Here is a 16476-nt window from a genome sequence, read left to right on the forward strand (position 1 = left end):
ATCTTTGACGGGGTATGGAACCATTTCTTATAGGAAAAATCGCGAAAAGTTCTTAAAGCCACAGCGCCGTCAGATTGCGCGGGTCTATGCCGAAAAGGCCGTGGGAAATGGGATTGCAAAAACATGACGCAACCGACAAAACACCCCAATCTGAGGACATTGGTAATAGCACCTTGCCAATATTCCTATTGATTGGCATAACGTAGGATTTTCCACACTGGTTACAAGGATGTATCTGATGCGAATCCTGCGTCGCACCCTGGTGCTTCTGCTCGTGCTCGTCCTCGTGGGCCTGGCGGTCGTCCTCTATTACGTCGCCAACCCCAACCTGCCCACCTACAAAGCCCCCGAGCAGCTGCACTACCTCGACCAGTGGGACGAACAGGCGCGTCAGACCTACTACTACACCCCCCAGGGCACCACGGTTAAGGGCCTGCGCTACGACTGGTTCACCGCCCTCGAGCTGCCCTTCTCCAGCGACAAGTTCGCCCGCCCGGAATACCTCGGCCGCTTCGGCTTCCTCGTCGACCCCAAGCAGAAGCCCACCGAGCTGAACCCCGGCAACCTGCCCGTGGGCTTCGCCCGGCATGAGGACGACGACACAGGCCAGCAGTACCTCGACATCAGCTGCGCCGCCTGCCACACCGGCGAACTGCACTACAAGGGCCAGGCCGTGCGCATCGACGGCGGCGCCGCCCTGCACTCCCTCGCCTCCACCGTGCCCACCCTCAAGGGCGGCGGCTTCGGCCAGGCGCTGGGCATGAGCATGGCCTTCACCTACTACAACCCGCTCAAGTTCAACCGCTTCGCCAAGACGGTACTCGGCGAGGAATACCCCAAGGGCAAGGACGAACTGCGCAGCGACTTCAAGGATGTGCTCGACCGCCTGCTCGGCACCGCCTGGAACGACACCCACCGCGGCCTCTACCCCACCGAGGAAGGCTTTGGCCGTACCGACGCCTTCGGCCGCATCGCCAACAGCGTGTTCGGCGACGCCATCGACCCGGCCAACTACCGCATCGCCAACGCCCCGGTGAGCTACCCGCAGCTGTGGGACATCTGGAAGTTCGACTGGGTGCAGTGGAACGGCTCCGCCATGCAGCCCATGGCACGCAACATCGGCGAATCCCTCGGCGTGGGCGCCAGCCTCACCCTGCACCAGGAAAACGGCCAGCCGGTGCCGCTGGACCAGCGCTACGCCTCCAGCGTGCGCGTGCGCGACCTGCACACCCTGGAAGAAACCCTCAAGACCCTGAAGCCGCCGACCTGGCCGGAAGAGGTCTTCGGCAAGATCGACCTGCCCCGCGCCAGCCAGGGCCGCGCCCTGTTCGCCGAGAACTGCGCCTACTGCCACGCCCCCAACCCGCAACCGGTGGACAAGCGCCTCGCTCCCGACCGCGACCCGGAATGGAAGATGCGCATGGTCGCCACCGACAAGATCGGCACCGACCCCACCACCGCCGACAACATCGCCGACCACCGCTTCGACATCACCAAGCTCGGCTGGACCAAGGAACAGCTCTCCAAGCTCGACGTCGAACTGTTCAGCAAGCCGCCGCTGAAAGACCTCGACTTCAGCAAGATCTCCAGCGCCAAGGGCCTGGCCTACCTCACCGCCTTCGTCGAAGACCGCGCCTACCAGGAAGCCGGCATCAGCGGCGAGGAACGCAAGCAGATGGACGGCTACGGCCTGAAGATCGGCGTGCGTGAACTGCGCGCCTACAAGGCCCGCCCGCTGGACGGCATCTGGGCCACCCCGCCCTTCCTGCACAACGGCTCAGTGCCCACCCTCTTCCAGCTGCTCTCCCCCGTGCCCGAACGCGCCAAGGAGTTCTACGTCGGCAACTTCGAGTACGACCCGCAGTTCGCCGGCTTCCAGCACGACAAGTTCCCCGGCGGCTTCCTGTTCAAGACCTCGGTCACCGGCAACGGCAACCAGGGCCATGAATTCCGCGACGGCTGCCGCCAGAACGGCGTGATCGGCCGCGCCCTCTCGCCGGACGAACGCCTCGCGCTGATCGAGTACCTCAAGGTCATGGGCAACCAGCCCCTGGAGGAAAAGCTCAGCCCCGTCGCGCCCAAACCCTGGACGCCCGGCCCCGCCTGCGAAGGCTGATAGACCGCTGTAAAACCCCTCCCTGCCACGGGGAGGGCCTGGGAACGAACAACAAGGACTCAAGCTCCCATGCTCAAGCGCTTCTGGCTCTGGCTCGGCCGCCTCCTCGGCAAGCTCCTCCTCATCCTCCTGGTCGTCGGCCTGCTCGGCTGGGGCATCGGCTCGCTCTACTACGGCTGGAAGTTCTCCGGCCCCGTCTCCGCCGACGAACAGATCCCGCCGAACGAAGCCAGCGACGCCAAGGCGATCATGGAATCAGCCGTGCGCGTGGTCGAACAGCACCGCGACAACACCCGCGTCATGCGCGACGCCCACGCCAAGGCCCACGGCTGCGTGAAGGCCGAAGTCACCGTGGCCCAGGACCTGGCCAGCGACCTGCGCGCCGGCGTGCTCGCCGAACCGGGCAAGACCTGGCAAGCCTGGATGCGCCTCTCCAACGGCAACGCCTACCCGCAGTTCGACAGCGCCCGCGACGCCCGCGGCATGGCAATCAAGCTGCTCGACGTGCCCGGCCAGAAGCTCATGAACGCCCCGGACCACGCCACCGAGCAGGACTTCGTGATGTTCAACCACGACGTCTTCTTCATCCGCGACGTGGCCGAATACCGCAGCAACTTCGAAGCACAGGCCAACGGCCAGAAGGTCGGTGCCTTCTTCCCCAGCCTTGACCCGCGCACCTGGGAGATCCGCCACATGCTGATCGCCCTGCAAACCCTCGCGCCGGCGCCGGACAGCCCCACCGACACCGTCTACAGCTCCGTCGCGCCGTACAAGCTCGGCCAGGCCAACATCAAGTACCGCGTCATCCCCGACCCGCAATCCTGCCCCCAGTACACACTGCCCAAGCAGAACACCGACCTGCCCAACTTCCTGCGCAACGCCCTGTACCAGCAACTCTCGCTGGACCGCGTACCGGCCTGCTTCGCCCTCCAGGTGCAGGTGCAGAACCCGCAGTACTACATGCCCATCGAAGACACCAGCGTGGCCTGGAGCGAGAAGGTCTCCCCCTTCAAGACCGTCGCCACCATCAAGGTGCCCGCGCAGGACTTCGATAGCCGCGAGCAGAACGAATTCTGCGACAACCTCTCCTTCAACCCCTGGCACGCCCTCCCCGAACACCGCCCCATCGGCGGCATCAACCGCCTGCGCAAGGTGGTGTACGAAACGGTGAGCGTGTACCGGCATGAACGGAATGGTGTGGCGCAGCCGCAGGCTGAGGTGAAAGAGAGCGAGTGATGTGATGGTCGGCTGGCGCGTGGAGCGCTGGCTGGCCTGCAACTCCAAGGAGTTCATGAGATAGCTCGCATGCTCCGGGACGCGCCCTCTATCAACTCGTCATATCTAAGAACAGCGAGCTGCAGCAAGAAGAGCATGAAAGCAAAAGTAAGCATCAACTCTGATGCACCACTACAAGCAGACTCGGCCCTTGAGCAAGACAAACTATTCCGAAAGGGCTTCGCCGAGATTGCTGTAGAGACACTAAAAAGCGCATCTAAAGCCGACGGACTAGTTTTATCTATAGAGGGGGAATGGGGCAGCGGAAAAACCTCAACCCTAGCGATGATAGAAGAGCTACTAAAGAATGAAACCAACCCATTTCTAGCCGTACACTTCAACCCATGGCTTATAGGAGACAAGGATGCTCTTCTACGCCACTTTCTGTCTCGAGTAGCAAGCTCCATAAAGCTAAACGACCATAGCAAAAACGCAAAAAAGGCCGCACAAGAAATAAAAGCCTACAGCAACGCCTTTGACTTGGTTAAATTTATCCCGGGCGCGGAGCCGTGGGCGACAATAATCAAATCAGTCTTCGATGCCGTGGGCAAACTAAGCGGTTCGGTATCAGAATACAAAACACCCGATCTAGAAACCTACAAAGACAACGTAAAAAGCGCACTTCAAAAATTAAATCACCCCATAGTAATCTTCATTGACGATATAGACAGGTTATTTCCACCAGAAGTTTTCGAAATGGTTCGAATAATCAAATCCGTCGGAAACCTTCCACACATAGCCCATGTAATAGCATGGGACTCATCATATGTCAGCAGTTCACTCGAAAAGCTCGGAGTACCTTACGCACACAGCTACCTAGACAAAATAGTACAGGTAAGGATGCCTCTGCCTAGCTTATCTTTAAGTGCACGAAGCAGAATGATGAATGATGCGTTTGATAAGCTTGACCCGGAGGCCAGACACCAACGCTTCCCCAATCAAGGGGAACGCCTCAGACACCTTTATAACTCCGGGCTCCGAGACCTTCTAGAATTACCTAGAGATATAACGCGTGTATTCAACGCACTCCAGACACTCGAACCGCTATTGCGAGACGAGGTAGTACTACCAGACATCCTAGGGATATCCGCCTTATCCGTTAAAGCTCCTGCAGTATTTGAGTTAATAAAAAAGAAACCATATCTCTTTGTTGGAAAACTCGCGGACAACTACCACATAAACAAGTCATCTGAAGAATTAATAAAATCAGGAGCCGAAGAAAGAAGCGTAGCCTACGTCGCTTCTAATAGAGGCAACGCCACACAACGACTGGTCCACTTCCTTTTCAACGAAGTAGCCTCTTTAGAAGAGGGCTTCTCCCTTGGGAAGGGCACATATGCCGAAGGCTGTATCTGCCATCCAGGAAGACTAGCCATTGCACTTCAACTGGGCATGACAGATGGAGACATTAGCATCAAACTTGCCCGTCAATATCTGCAGACTCCAAGCCAGCGACAAGAAATCACATCCCGACTCAACCCTGAGAATTATGAAGACTTTCTAATCTCCCTCGGAGATGTTTGCCAAACAATAAAAGGGGAAGGAATTTTTGACCCTCAGGAACTTTGCACATCGATCACCCGACTCGTAGACCGACCGCCTTTTATAGAAAAACCTAGTGAGACAGCAAACTCCTTCAACCACCACATAGTTGACTCAGCGCTGCAAACTGTCGGAAAAATCATCAGAAGCACAGACAAATCCAGAGAAAGAAGCATAATCAAAAAAATCGCACTAGACTCTCGCTCTCTTTCATGCGCGGTGGAAATAATTGCACAGAGCTACATTGACGATTACAGAGTCGATTACAAGAACCTACTCATCCCCACCCAGAATAAACAAAGAATACTATCAAGTCTCAGCAGCAACTTAATAAATTCAGCAAACCAAGACACACTACTAGACACAAGTACACCAGGCCGAATTTTGTGGATTTCGGCCCAACTCATACCATCTATATGCCCAGAAATATTCCAAACCCTCAAAGAAAACGATCCGACGTTAGATAAGTTTGCATTGCATTATCTAGGCAGCAGTTGGGACTCATCAAATGGCCACGCATACAGCCTACCCAAAAATATATCGCTACTAGAAGCCTACTGTTCACTGAAAGACTTCAAGGCTCATGCCAGCAAACGACTCGCAGACAAATCACTTACGAATCCAACGCTAGCAGCTTGGCGCTCAGTAATTGAAGAGAAGGAACTTTACGGCATCGACGGAACGGAAGTATCACGTTAGAACTCATCCTAGAGTTCCTATCAAGGCACCATTCATCCATATTTTGCATATTTCTTGCGCAAGCCAGTTTCTTCTCTCAACTAACGAAATTAAAAATCCTGGTTAACTCTTTCATGCCCCAGTACCGCACGCTCTCTACTCTGTTGACCATATCCTCAGTAGTAACGCGCGACTTAACACTTGCCCTCCCCGCCCCACCTCCCTATCCTTCGCCGGTCGCGGTAAATCCCGCGACCGGGTTTGACAGCCCGACGAGCTAGGCGCGATTGCGCCACCAGGTGCATGCGAGAAACAGCGAATGTTTTTTGCAGGCATCGGTGCGCATGCAGTTTTCATGACTGCACCGTTTTATGGCGGATCGCGCGGGGAGACCTTCGGGTCTGCCGGCCCTAGCTCCGGTCTGTCAACCCCGCGCGGTCCGTCACCCTTCGTTTGACAGCGGGTGGTGACGGCTCCAGAGACCTCAGCTAGGAGCTACACCATGCAAGAAGCACTCACCCCGCTCTTCTTCCACCGCAACACCTATCCCCTGCGCGCCGTGATGATCGACAACCAGCCCTGGTTCGTCGCCGTGGATTTCGCGCGGATGATCGGTGCGCTGCGCCCCTATCGCCTGCCCCAACGCATGGACCCGAACCAGAAGCGCTGGGTGCTGCTGGAGTACGCCACCGGGCTGCGCGAGGAGGTGGAGGTGATCAGCGATGCCGGGGCCTACAAGGCGTTGTACCGCTTCCGCCACCCGGAGCACCGCTGCATCGGCCAGTGGTTGAGCGAGGTGGTGCTGCCCACCCTGCACGACCGCCACCGCGACGCCGAGGCGGCGCCGCAGCGGGCCCTGATGCACTGGGCCAACCAGCAGGTGGGCGTGCTCAAGTGGCAGGGCGATATCTGGATCGCGCGGCGCGACCTGCCGGTGTTCCTGGCCATCCATGACGAGCCGGAACTGCGCAACCTGCCGAGCTGGAAGGGCTTGCAGCTCCTGTAGGTTGGGCTGAGGAACGAAGCCCAACAGGGCGGGGGCGTGGTTGCGCCCTGCCCCCGCCTGTCGCGAATGAGTTCGGTCCTGCGCAAGCGCGATGCTGCGCATCGCTGGGCGACTGAAGTCGCCCCTACAGCCTGCGTGCGCTCCGTGTGTAGCCCGGGCTTCAGCCCGGGGAGCCGGCGGCGCTCCTCACCGGAAGCGCCGTGCGGCGGAGCGCGCGGCACACGGCCATCCTGTCGGGATCAAGTGAACTACCCTCGTGATAACCCGCACCGTAGCAAGCGGCACAAGGTGATCGGATAGGCACAACCGAGGACGACGGAATGGAATCCATCAACAACTGGCAGAAACTCGACTACATCAGCAAAGCCATCGCCGCTGTGCTGATTCCCGTCATGCTGGGCATCCTGGCTAATGTCGTTGCCAACGCGAACAAGCAGCGGGACGCGGAAGTGAAGTTCGTGGAGCTGGCCGTCACCATCCTGAACGAGGACCCACGCGACAAAACAGACCCAGAGGCGAACAAGAAGATTAGAGGCTGGGCGGTGAAGATACTCGACGCGTATTCGGGGGTCACCATGTCGCAGGATGCAGCGGAGGCGTTCATTACGACCGCCCTTCCTACCACTTCCTCCAGCCCGGCGGATACCTGGGGAGTGATCCTGGGCGGAGACACCTCCCTGGATAACGCGCAGAAAACCGTCGGGACAATCAAACAGCGTGTTGGACTGGATGCGCAGATATTTCGCCGGGCCGGCTCGTTCCGCAGCGTGAAGGTCTACCTCGACAACGACGAGGCCAAGCAGGCGTTGGCTCAAGCCAAGACGCTCAATCCCACTGCTTACCTGGTCAACATGGCGAAGTGGTGCCCTACGAGCACGCTCCAAGGTGCTTATTACGAGTGCCAGCTTCCCTGAGGCATGGTCTTGGAGGTTGGGCTGAGGGACAAAGCCCAACGTGGCGGGGGGCGTGGTTGCACCCTGCCCCCGCCTATCGCGAATGAATTCGCTCCCACGAAGGCGCGATGCCGGGCATCGATGGGCGGCTGAAGTCGCCCCTACACCCTGCGTGCGATCACGTGCGTAGCCCGGGCTCCAGCTTCGCCGGGAGCACCGAGCGGAGGTGCGCACGGCACACCCCACGGCAGGTGTTTGTCCTGTCAGCGCTCGGTTCGAACCCTGACGGCCTATCGCGAATAGGTGCGATGCAGGCGGGCAATCAGATCCAGACGTCGTTCTGCGCGGTGCGTTCGCCGCCTTCCTCGCCGGTGTTGAGCACACCACGGGGCTCGATGAGCATCATCTTCACCTCGCCTTCGGCATAGGGCTTGTGCTCGACGCCCTTGGGCACAACATAGAGTTCGCCCGGCCCGAGCAGGACGGCGCCGTCGCGCAAATCGATGCGCAGCTGGCCTTCGAGCACCAGGAAGGCTTCGTCGGTGTCGGCGTGGGCATGCCAGATGAAGTCGCCTTCGATGCGCACGACCTTGAATTGGTAGTCGTTCATTTCGGCGACGACCTTGGGGTTCCACTGCTCGCTGAACAGCGAGACCTTGTGCAGCAGGTTGATGCTCTGGTGGTTGGGCTGAACGGCCATGGTGCGGCTCCGGGCTGGGGATTGAGCCGCGAGAGTAACGAGGCACGGCGTAGCGCTCTTGTACGATCCTGCAGCTTCAGCGGCCGTGCATGCGCAGCCAGCGCGCCGGGGGCAGGCCGTAGCACTGGGTGAAGTGGCGGGTCATGTGGCTCTGGTCGAAGAAGCCGGCGGCCAGGGCGGCGTCGGCAAGGCTGAAGCCGTCCAGCAGCATGCGCCGGCAGCGGTCGAGGCGGCGCAGGGTGAGGTAGCGGTAGGGGCTGGTGCCGTAGAGCGCGCGGAAATCGCGGGACAGGCTCCAGCGTTCGCGGCCGCTGGCGCGCTCCAGTTCGTCGAGGGTGACGTTGCTGCCGAGGTGGCTGTGGATGTAGTCCCGGGCGCGCTCGGCCGAGGCGAAGTCGAAGGCCCGGCGCCCTCGCCGCCTGCCACCCACCGCCTGCAGCGCCTGGGCCAGGTCGAAAATGGCGTCCTGTTCCTCCAATGCCTGCAGCGGGCGGTCCATGGCCTGCATGAAGGTTTCGGTCGCCCGGCGCAGGCACGGATCATCGGAGAGGCCACCGGGCACGAAGGGCAGCGCCCTGCCCCCAAGCACCTGCTGGATCAGCACCGGTTCGACGTAGATCATCCGGTAATGGAAGCCGGCCTCGGTGCCGGCCATGCCGTCATGGAGTTCGTCGGGGTGTAGCACCAGGGTGCCGCCGGGCAGGCTGTGGCGCAGGCTCTTCTGGTAGCTGAAGCTCTGCACCCCGGACAGGGTGCGGCCGATGGCGTAGGTGTCGTGGCGGTGTGGGTCGTAACCGTGGCCGCCGAAGTAGGCCTCGATGCGTTCGATCCGCGCCGGGTGGTCGCTGCGCCGCACCCAGTCGCGCGTGCCGGGCAGCTCGGTCATCCGGCGCGCTTCCTGGCCTTGGCGGGGCGCGCGGTGTTGAGCGCAGCGGCAGCCAGGAACAGCGCCTGCAACGCCGCTTCGTCGATGTGCTCGCCCTGGTGGATGTCGATGGCGCGGCGGGCATTGCCCTCCAGGCTGGCATTGAACAGGCCGGCCGGGTCTTCCAGCGAGGCGCCCTTGGCGAAGGTCAGCTTCACCGCGTTCTTGTAGGTTTCACCGGTGCAGACGATGCCGTCGTGGGACCACACGGGCACGCGCCACTTCCATTCCTCGACCACCTTCGGGTCCGCGGCACGGATCAGTTCGCGCACCTTGGCCAGGGTTTCGCCGCGCCAGTCGGCGAGTTCGGCGATGCGGGCGTCGATCAGCGCCGCCGCGTCCACGGCGCCCTCTTCCACCTTGCTGCTGTCCTTGCTCATGGGGTTGTCTCCATTGCGTCGGGGTTCGCGCCAGGGAGCTGATTGAATACCAGCCAGCGTCAGCGCGCCATAGGTTGCAGCAGGCGCGCCCTCTCCTCGGGTCTCGGTATTGGTCAATGAAGGGCGATTGACCAGGCGGGGGTCGGCCACGCTTCATCGGTCCACCCTCTCGGCTCGTCGGTCACTTCGCTGGTGGATGAAAAGAGCGTCATCCACCCTACGCGGCCATAAGTTCGAGCTCGCCAGGGGGCGGCGTGTTGCCGGTTCGGAGGCCTCGCATTCGCGGGGGCCGGTGCATGGGGGCGATTGACCAGGCGTAGGGTGGACCGCGCTTCATCGGTCCACCTTCCGGGCTCGCCGGTCACTCCGCTGGTGGATGAGAAGAGCATCATCCACGCAGCGCCAATGGAAGCGCCCTGTCCACCCAGGTGCGAGGGTGTCGCCGGGCCGGACCTTCGGGCGGGCCAGGCGCTGCCGGCTATTGAGCGAAAGCCGGCGATTGGCCATTATCCCGCCATGCCCGAAACCCGCTTGCTCTGCCGCGTCGCGAGGCGGCTCCGATAGGGAAATCCCATGAACAGAACCTTATGCCTCAGCGTCCTGGCACTTCTGCTGGCCGGCTGCGAGAGCACCGACAACGCCGCCCTGCGCCAACAGCAGCAGGACTACGAAGCCGCCCGCCCCTACAAGGCCGCCATCGCACCGACGGTGGCCAGGCTGTCGCAGGCGTATGCAAGCCGCTACCCGAAGCTGATCCTCAAGGCCTATGACGACATCGTGCTGGTGGCCGGCGAAGTCGACAGCGCCCAGGCCCAGCAGGCGGTGTTCGCCGAGGTGTCGGCGATCCCCCATGCGGAGGTCTACACCTTCACCCTGGTCCGGCAGGACGGCTCCAGCGCCCGGCTGGCCAAGGATGCCGGGCTCAAGCAGCAGGTCAGCCAGTTGCTCGCCGCCAGCTACCTCGAGGTCTATGTGGTGGACGGCCGCCTGGGCGTGGTCGGCCAGGTGCCGGCCTCCAGCTACGAAACCTTGCGGGCCTCGCTGGCCGCCATCCCTTCCCGGGTGCCCGGCATCCAGCCCGACGCGCACCTGGTCATCAGCCTGAAGGGCGACCTGAGCACCTTCACCGCCGAGTCCTACAAGGACATGGGCGACTGGGCTCCCGCCAATGCCAAGGTGGCGCCTCGGGTCAGGCCCACCAGCCTCTCCGGTGCGGTCACCAGCACCGCCCTGGCGCCCATTACGCCCGCCGTCACAGCGAGCGCCGCACCTGCAGCCCCTAGCTACGCCTCGACGCCTGCTGAATCGCCCGCCGCCTCGCAAGGCAGTGAGTCGGGCATGGACACGGTGAAGATGATCGGCGCCCTCGCCGGCGTCGCCCTGGGCAGCAAGGTGGCCTACGACACCGGCAACGCCGCGCAGGGCCAGCAGGTGATGCAGGCCGCGTTCAATGCAGCGGGCATCGACACCAGCAGTGCTTCTGGCAGCGCAGGCGCCTACTCGGGCGGCTCAATGGCGGGCGCCGGCACCCAGGGCGGCCCCAGCCCGCGTGTGGTGGCGGCCCAGCAGAAGACATACAGCTTCGCTGGCAACTGCCCCGCCGATGCGAGCGGCGTGCTGCCGGAGCTGAGCCACCCGGAGATACGAGACAATGCTGGCGAACTGCAGAAACCCATCGTCGACATGGCCAGGTCAGCGGGTGGTTTCGACCAGGCGATCAGCCTGACCAGCGCCCAGAAGGACGAATACATCCGCGCCGCCACCGAAGCAGCCCAACAGGCATCGGACACCTGGGGCGGCGACAGCCCGCTGTATGACGTGAAGACCTGCCCGCAATCGGAAGGTATCTATTGCAGCGGCGTACAGGCCATGTGGCTGTACAGCGACATGGCCATTTACACGCAGTACGTGAAGGACGCGCTGGTGTGCCACAAGGCGCGCGGAACCAAGCTCTAGGGCTGGGAGCTCCGCGGGGCCAGGCTTACGGGGTCAACGACAGCGGTACGCCCCAGAGCGGGTCTTCCTTGCCCTGCTGGCGCAGCGGGGTGATCTGCAGGGGCACGAGCCGGGACAGCATCTCCTGGTGCCTGTCGCTCAGGTAGCGCGGGGAGATGACGGAGGTGGCGAAATCCATGGGTGCCGGCCAGGTGTAGACGGTGAAGTTCTGCAGCGGGCACTCGATCTTCGTCGGGTCGGTCGCCCGGCACTTGGCCCGCTGGTACTGGGCGCTGGGGCTCTTCAGGTGCATGCGCGGAGCCAGCACCAGCTGCCCGCCCTGGACGGTGAAGCTGGCGAGGGCCTTGTCCGCCGGCAGGCGCGCCTGGACCTTGATCGACGGGACGTCGCGGGAGTCGGTCTGCTGGTAGTAGCCGGCCCCCGCGCCCTGGGTGGTCTGGCTGTACTGCTGCTCGCCCCAGGCCACGCAGGCGCCGCTGGCCACGTGCACGGCGGTGCAGACCTTCTCGCTCTTCAGCTCGCTGCCGTAGGTGGCGTCCTTCCACACCTCTTCGCGGTAGTACTCGCGGTACATCTCGGTGGACAGGTACGCGGTGCCGTTGGGGCCTTTACCCGAGCCGACCGGGCCGCTGCGGGCGCCGACCTCGTCGAGCACCCCGCGGATCTGGTAGTCGTCGCCCCCGGTGAGCAGGTACTTGCCGGGCGGCAGGATGTGCACCTCGAAGGCCGTGAACAGGTTGTTGGGCTTGGGGTCGCGCTGCAGCTCGTTGGTCTTGAAGCGGCGGCCGAAGGTGATGTTCGGGTCGCTCTCGTTCTGCCAGATCACCGTGGGCGTCCACTGGGTCATGGTCAGCGCGTCGTTCAGCGTCTTGTGCGGCATCACGTCGGCCACCAGCACCACGGCCATGTTCGCCTTGAGCGCCGCGTCCACCTTGTCCAGCAGGGGCCCGTTGCTCGGGTCGTCCATGCCATAGCCGCTGGTGTAGGGCTCGGGCACGCAACCGGCGAGGGAGAAGGCAAGCAGCAAGGCGGAAGGCAGGGCAAGAAGCGGGCGAGGCAGTCGCATGCATCGATCCTTGATAGAGGCTGGAGCGGGTCCTGGACCGGTCATTTTCCATCGACACGGTATGGGGGCGAAATAGTGCAGATGAGCTAGATCAGCGCCCGCGAGGGGCTTAGAACATCTCGTCCAGCTGTTCGAAGAACAGGCGCCTGGCCGGCTGGTCGGGGATGCCCAGTTGGCGGATGAAGCGCTCGGCCGCATCCGGCGACAGCTCCTCGGCGAGGTTGCGGTGGGCGAAGGCGATATCCAGCCAGCGATCCGCCAGGCCACCGCGCCCCAGGTCGATGAAGTGCAGGCGCTCCCTAGCATCGAGGAAGAGGTTGGCGTCGCACAGGTCGCCGTGGCTGAAGGCAAGGTCTTCGACCGGCACGCTGGCGTGGAGGTGGGCGATCAACGCCTCGGGCGTCGGCAGGTCGGGCCAGGTTTCCGGGTCCCAGTCGTCGGCGATCAGCCCCTGGCCCACCAGGTACTCCAGCTCGCGCAGGCGCACGGAGGCTGACGAGTCGAAGGGGCAGCCCTCCACCGGCACCGCCTGCAGCTGGCGCAGGGCCTCACCGAAGGCCTGGTGCACGGTGGGCGCCTCCGCCATCAGCTCGGAGAGCGGCTGGCCGGGCACGGCGCGGGTGATCATGAACTCGTGCCCGTCGCCGGCGGCGCAGGCCACCACTTCCGGCACATGGAGCTTGCCGTCGAGCCACTGCAGGACGCTGGCCTCGCGCAGCACGCTGTAGGTGGTGGGCGCATAGACGGCGGCGCTCAGCTTGAGGAAGAAACGGTCGTTGCCCCGGCTGAAGGCGTGGACTTCGCACGGGGACTCACCGACGCAATCCCGCGTCAGGGGCGCGCCGTCGATGAAGCGCGCGATGCTCTGGGGCAGTACGAATGGCATGGAACCCGCCTGTCGTGGATGGAAAGCGCGCAACGATAGCGCAAGGCGTGAAGCCCGGCAGCGGCGTAATTGTGACAGGCGTTGAACAGCGGCCACGCCGGGGTCAGTGCCCTGCCGCGGCGGGTTCGCGCCCCTCCTCCTTGCCCAGCGACAGGAACACCACCAGCGCCAGGCCGGCGAGCAGCACGGCAGCGGACAGCAGCACCGTACCGTGGGCGGCGGCGAAGGCTTCGCGCCCGGCCTGGGCCAGCGAGGCGGCCAGGGTGGCGTCGAGGCGTTCGGCAGTGACCAGGGTGTCCGACAGCGAGCGGATCGCCTGGTCCTTCACCGCCTCGGGCACGCCGCCCGGCAGGTGGATGGCGGCGCCGTAGACGCTGGAGAGCAGCACGCCGAAGGCGGTGATGCCCAGCCCGGTGCCCATCTCGTAGCCGGTGGCCTCCAGCGCACCGGCGGCGCCCGCCTTGCTGACCGGCGCGGCGCCCATGATGGCGATGGAGGATGCGGTGAGGCCGATGCTCAGGGCCAGGCCCAGCAACACCAGCAGACCGACCACGGCCAGCCCCGCCTCGCGGAAATCGCTGAACCCGAGTCCGGCGAGGCTGATGGCCGAGCACAGCAAGGCGGTGGTCGCCACCCGGCGCAGGCCGACCAGGGCGACGAGGTAGCCGGCCAGCGGCCCGCCGACACCGGCGGCGATCATCAGCGGCAGCAGGAACAGGCCCGCTTGCAGCGGCGTGCGGCCGAGCACCAGTTGCAGCTCCTGGGCGATGGTGAGTTCGGTGCCGGCCAGGGCGCCGGAGACCACCAGCGCCATGATCAGGCCGGAGCGGATGGCGGGCCGCGCGAACAGGCCGAGATCGAGCATCGGCTCGGCGCTGGTGAGCTGGCGGCGCACGAAGTCGGCCAGCAGCGCGAGGCCCAGCAGCAAGGTGGCGCCACTGGCCCAGGACGGGCCTCCGGGCGTGAGGCCGGATTTGAGCGCATGCACGGTGGCGATGATGCCGGCGATCAGCAGCAGTGCCTGGCCGATCTTCCAGCCACCGCTGCCACTGCCGGCATCACGGGGCACCAGTACATGGGCCAGGGGCCAGATAAGCAGCATCAACGGCAGGTTGATGAGGAACACCGAGCCCCACCAGTAGTGCTCCAGCAGCGCGCCCCCCACCAGCGGGCCCAGGGCCGCACCGGCGGAGGCCACCGTGCCCCACAGGCCCAGGGCGATGCCCCGCTCCCTGGGCGACTCGAAGGCGCGCCGGATGATCGCCAGGGTGCAGGGCAGCACCATGGCTCCGCCCACCGCCATCCCCGCGCGGGCGGCGATCAGGGCCGCTGCCGTGGGGGCGTAGGCCGCCGCACAGGACATGGCGACGAACACCAGCAGGCCGGCGAGCAGCATGAAGCGGCTGCCGATGCGGTCCGCCAGGGTGCCCATGGGCACCAGCAGGCCGGCCATGATCAGCGGGTAGATGTCGATGATCCACAGCACCTGCTCGCCGCTGGCCCCGAGGGACAGGGTCAGCGACGGCACGGCGATGTGCAGCACCGTCATGTCGATGACGATGGGCAGGTAGGCCAGGACCACCACCAGCAGGATCAGCCAGCGGTTGCCCGGAGGGTGGCTCGAACTCATCGGCTCTCCAGGCTGGCGTCGGCACCGCTCCAGCCGCCACCCAGGGCGCGGAACAGGTCGACCAGGGCGAGCTGCCGCTGGGTGCTGGTCTCGATCAGCGTGGAGTCGTTGAGGAAGGCGCTGCGCTGGGCATCCAGGTAGCGCAGGTGGCTGTCCACACCGCCTTCGTAGCGGGCCTTGGCCAGCTTCAGGGTCTCGTTGCTGGTGTTGGCCAGGGCGCGGCGGGCTGCTTCCTCGCGGCGCAGGGTGTCGGTGGCGGCCAGGGCGTCGGCCACTTCGCGGAAGGCCGTCTGGATGCTGCCTTCATAGGCGGCCACGGCGGCGTCCTTGCGCACTTCGGCGAGGTCGAGGTTGGCGCTGTTGCGGCCGGCATCGAAGATCGGCAGCGACAGGGTCGGCATGAAGCTCCAGGAGCGCGAGCCGCCATCGAACAGGCCGGACACCTCGGCGCTGGAACTGCCGTAGCTGCCGGTGAGGCTGATGCGCGGGAAGAACGCCGCGCGCGCCGCACCGATATCGGCGTTGCGCGATTTCAGCCGATGCTCGGCGGCGAGGATGTCCGGGCGCCGTTCCAGCAACGCCGAGGGCGCACCGGGGGCGATGTCCTGGATCAGCAGCAGCTCGTCACGCGGGGCCTCGGGCAGTGCCTTGGCGGCGTCCGGCGTGCCGATCAGCAGCACCAGGGCGTTGAGCGCCTGCTGCTTCTGCCGCTGGTTGGCTTCCAGCTCGGCACGGGCTTGCTCCACCAGGCCGAGGGCTTCCTGGTGATCCAGCGCGGTGGCGGCACCGGCGGCGCGGCGCTGGGCGGTCAGGTCGAGGGAGTCCTCGCGGCTTTCCAGGGTCTGCCGGGTCAGGGCCAGGCGGCGCTGGGCGCCGTCATAGGTGAGGTAGGCCTGGGTGACTTCGGCGACCAGGGCGATGCGGGCGCTGCGGCCCGCTTCCTCGGTGGCCAGGTACTGCTCCAGGGCCGAGTCGGTGAGGCTTTTGACCCGGCCGAACAGGTCCAGCTCGTACTCCGGCAGGCTCACGCCCACCTGGTAGCTGCTGGTGACGGCGGAGGTGCCGGTGCTGGAGAGGTCCCCCGGCACCCGCTGGCGATTGCCCGAGGCACTGGCGGAAAGCCCCGGCACCCGGTCGGCGCGCTGGATGCGGTACTGGGCGCGGGCCTGCTCGATGTCGAGCAGGGTCTGGCGCAGGGAGCGGTTGTTGGCCAGCGCCTCCCCCACCAGCCGACGCAGGTCGGCGTCGACGATGAAGGTGCGCCAGTCCAGCTCGCTGGCGGCCTGATCCTGTTTGGCGGCTGGGCCGTTCCAGTGCGCGGCCACCGGCGCTTCGGGGCGCTCGTAGGTGGGGGCCATGGAGCAGCCGCCCAGGGTCAGGGCGATCAGCAGGGCCGATGCGGTCAAGGCGTGTCTGTGCATGG

13 protein-coding genes are annotated in these 16476 nt (G+C 64.1%); 6 read left to right on the top strand and 7 right to left on the bottom strand.

The features are described 5' to 3' along the window. The first annotated feature begins 238 nt into the window (after positions 1-238). From ACXI0U_RS10420 to ACXI0U_RS10440, 5 genes are all read left to right on the top strand, one after another. Positions 239-2116: a di-heme-cytochrome C peroxidase gene (locus tag ACXI0U_RS10420; RefSeq protein ID WP_479550195.1), complete on the top strand. Its 1878-nt coding sequence runs from the start codon at positions 239-241 to the stop codon at positions 2114-2116. Positions 2117-2185: 69 nt separating this feature from the next. Beyond that, entirely contained in the window at positions 2186-3352 is a 1167-nt protein-coding gene (locus tag ACXI0U_RS10425; RefSeq protein WP_431484327.1) for a catalase family protein, read from the top strand. A 135-nt stretch (positions 3353-3487) separates the two neighbouring features. After that, on the top strand, positions 3488-5632 hold the full coding sequence (locus ACXI0U_RS10430; RefSeq protein WP_431484326.1) for a KAP family P-loop NTPase fold protein: 2145 nt from the start codon (positions 3488-3490) through the stop codon (positions 5630-5632). Between the two features lie 481 nt (positions 5633-6113). Then, a complete protein-coding gene (locus ACXI0U_RS10435) occupies positions 6114-6617 on the top strand; it encodes a BRO-N domain-containing protein (RefSeq protein WP_431484325.1) in 504 nt (167 codons plus the stop codon). A gap of 320 nt (positions 6618-6937) precedes the next feature. Next, positions 6938-7531 carry a hypothetical protein gene (locus ACXI0U_RS10440; protein ID WP_431484324.1) on the top strand — a complete coding sequence of 198 codons (594 nt, stop codon included), beginning with the start codon at positions 6938-6940 and terminating at the stop codon, positions 7529-7531. A gap of 301 nt (positions 7532-7832) precedes the next feature. Here the strand turns inward: ACXI0U_RS10440 and ACXI0U_RS10445 are convergent, their stop codons facing one another. The 3 genes from ACXI0U_RS10445 to ACXI0U_RS10455 form a co-directional block, all read right to left on the bottom strand. Further along, positions 7833-8210 (bottom strand): cupin domain-containing protein, encoded by a 378-nt coding sequence (locus ACXI0U_RS10445; protein ID WP_236208344.1) that lies wholly within the window; start codon positions 8208-8210, stop codon positions 7833-7835. 76 nt (positions 8211-8286) lie between these two features. Beyond that, on the bottom strand, positions 8287-9096 hold the full coding sequence (locus ACXI0U_RS10450; RefSeq protein WP_431484323.1) for an AraC family transcriptional regulator: 810 nt from the start codon (positions 9094-9096) through the stop codon (positions 8287-8289). After that, positions 9093-9515 (bottom strand): DUF1801 domain-containing protein, encoded by a 423-nt coding sequence (locus ACXI0U_RS10455; RefSeq protein ID WP_431484322.1) that lies wholly within the window; start codon positions 9513-9515, stop codon positions 9093-9095. Before ACXI0U_RS10455 ends, ACXI0U_RS10450 begins: the two co-directional genes overlap by 4 nt. Positions 9516-10088: 573 nt before the next feature. On the opposite strand from ACXI0U_RS10455, the gene ACXI0U_RS10460 reads away from it, so the two are divergent. After that, on the top strand, positions 10089-11471 hold the full coding sequence (locus ACXI0U_RS10460; protein ID WP_479550196.1) for a hypothetical protein: 1383 nt from the start codon (positions 10089-10091) through the stop codon (positions 11469-11471). A 25-nt stretch (positions 11472-11496) separates the two neighbouring features. Here ACXI0U_RS10460 and ACXI0U_RS10465 read toward each other — a convergent pair whose 3' ends face one another. From ACXI0U_RS10465 to ACXI0U_RS10480, 4 genes are all read right to left on the bottom strand, one after another. After that, a complete protein-coding gene (locus tag ACXI0U_RS10465) occupies positions 11497-12537 on the bottom strand; it encodes a hypothetical protein (protein ID WP_479550197.1) in 1041 nt (346 codons plus the stop codon). Positions 12538-12646: 109 nt separating this feature from the next. Then, the gene (locus tag ACXI0U_RS10470; RefSeq protein WP_479550198.1) at positions 12647-13423 is read right to left on the bottom strand and encodes an APH(3') family aminoglycoside O-phosphotransferase; all 777 of its coding nucleotides are present in this window, start codon (positions 13421-13423) and stop codon (positions 12647-12649) included. A gap of 103 nt (positions 13424-13526) precedes the next feature. Continuing rightward, entirely contained in the window at positions 13527-15053 is a 1527-nt protein-coding gene (locus ACXI0U_RS10475; RefSeq protein ID WP_479550199.1) for an MFS transporter, read from the bottom strand. Further along, positions 15050-16474 (bottom strand): efflux transporter outer membrane subunit, encoded by a 1425-nt coding sequence (locus tag ACXI0U_RS10480; RefSeq protein WP_479550200.1) that lies wholly within the window; start codon positions 16472-16474, stop codon positions 15050-15052. Before ACXI0U_RS10480 ends, ACXI0U_RS10475 begins: the two co-directional genes overlap by 4 nt. Positions 16475-16476 lie beyond the last annotated feature (2 nt).

This window comes from Pseudomonas sp. C9D1, from assembly GCF_056491235.1.

Bases quoted from the DNA above. Each gene is read 5' to 3' on its own strand.
- ACXI0U_RS10430 (WP_431484326.1), top strand. From the start codon at position 3,488: ATGAAAGCAAAAGTAAGCATCAACTCTGATGCACCACTACAAGCAGAC.
- ACXI0U_RS10460 (WP_479550196.1), top strand. From the start codon at position 10,089: ATGAACAGAACCTTATGCCTCAGCGTCCTGGCACTTCTGCTGGCCGGC.
- ACXI0U_RS10435 (WP_431484325.1), top strand. From the start codon at position 6,114: ATGCAAGAAGCACTCACCCCGCTCTTCTTCCACCGCAACACCTATCCC.
- ACXI0U_RS10420 (WP_479550195.1), top strand. From the start codon at position 239: ATGCGAATCCTGCGTCGCACCCTGGTGCTTCTGCTCGTGCTCGTCCTC.
- ACXI0U_RS10465 (WP_479550197.1), bottom strand. From the start codon at position 12,537: ATGCGACTGCCTCGCCCGCTTCTTGCCCTGCCTTCCGCCTTGCTGCTT.
- ACXI0U_RS10440 (WP_431484324.1), top strand. From the start codon at position 6,938: ATGGAATCCATCAACAACTGGCAGAAACTCGACTACATCAGCAAAGCC.
- ACXI0U_RS10480 (WP_479550200.1), bottom strand. From the start codon at position 16,474: ATGCACAGACACGCCTTGACCGCATCGGCCCTGCTGATCGCCCTGACC.
- ACXI0U_RS10455 (WP_431484322.1), bottom strand. From the start codon at position 9,515: ATGAGCAAGGACAGCAGCAAGGTGGAAGAGGGCGCCGTGGACGCGGCG.
- ACXI0U_RS10470 (WP_479550198.1), bottom strand. From the start codon at position 13,423: ATGCCATTCGTACTGCCCCAGAGCATCGCGCGCTTCATCGACGGCGCG.
- ACXI0U_RS10445 (WP_236208344.1), bottom strand. From the start codon at position 8,210: ATGGCCGTTCAGCCCAACCACCAGAGCATCAACCTGCTGCACAAGGTC.
- ACXI0U_RS10425 (WP_431484327.1), top strand. From the start codon at position 2,186: ATGCTCAAGCGCTTCTGGCTCTGGCTCGGCCGCCTCCTCGGCAAGCTC.
- ACXI0U_RS10450 (WP_431484323.1), bottom strand. From the start codon at position 9,096: ATGACCGAGCTGCCCGGCACGCGCGACTGGGTGCGGCGCAGCGACCAC.
- ACXI0U_RS10475 (WP_479550199.1), bottom strand. From the start codon at position 15,053: ATGAGTTCGAGCCACCCTCCGGGCAACCGCTGGCTGATCCTGCTGGTG.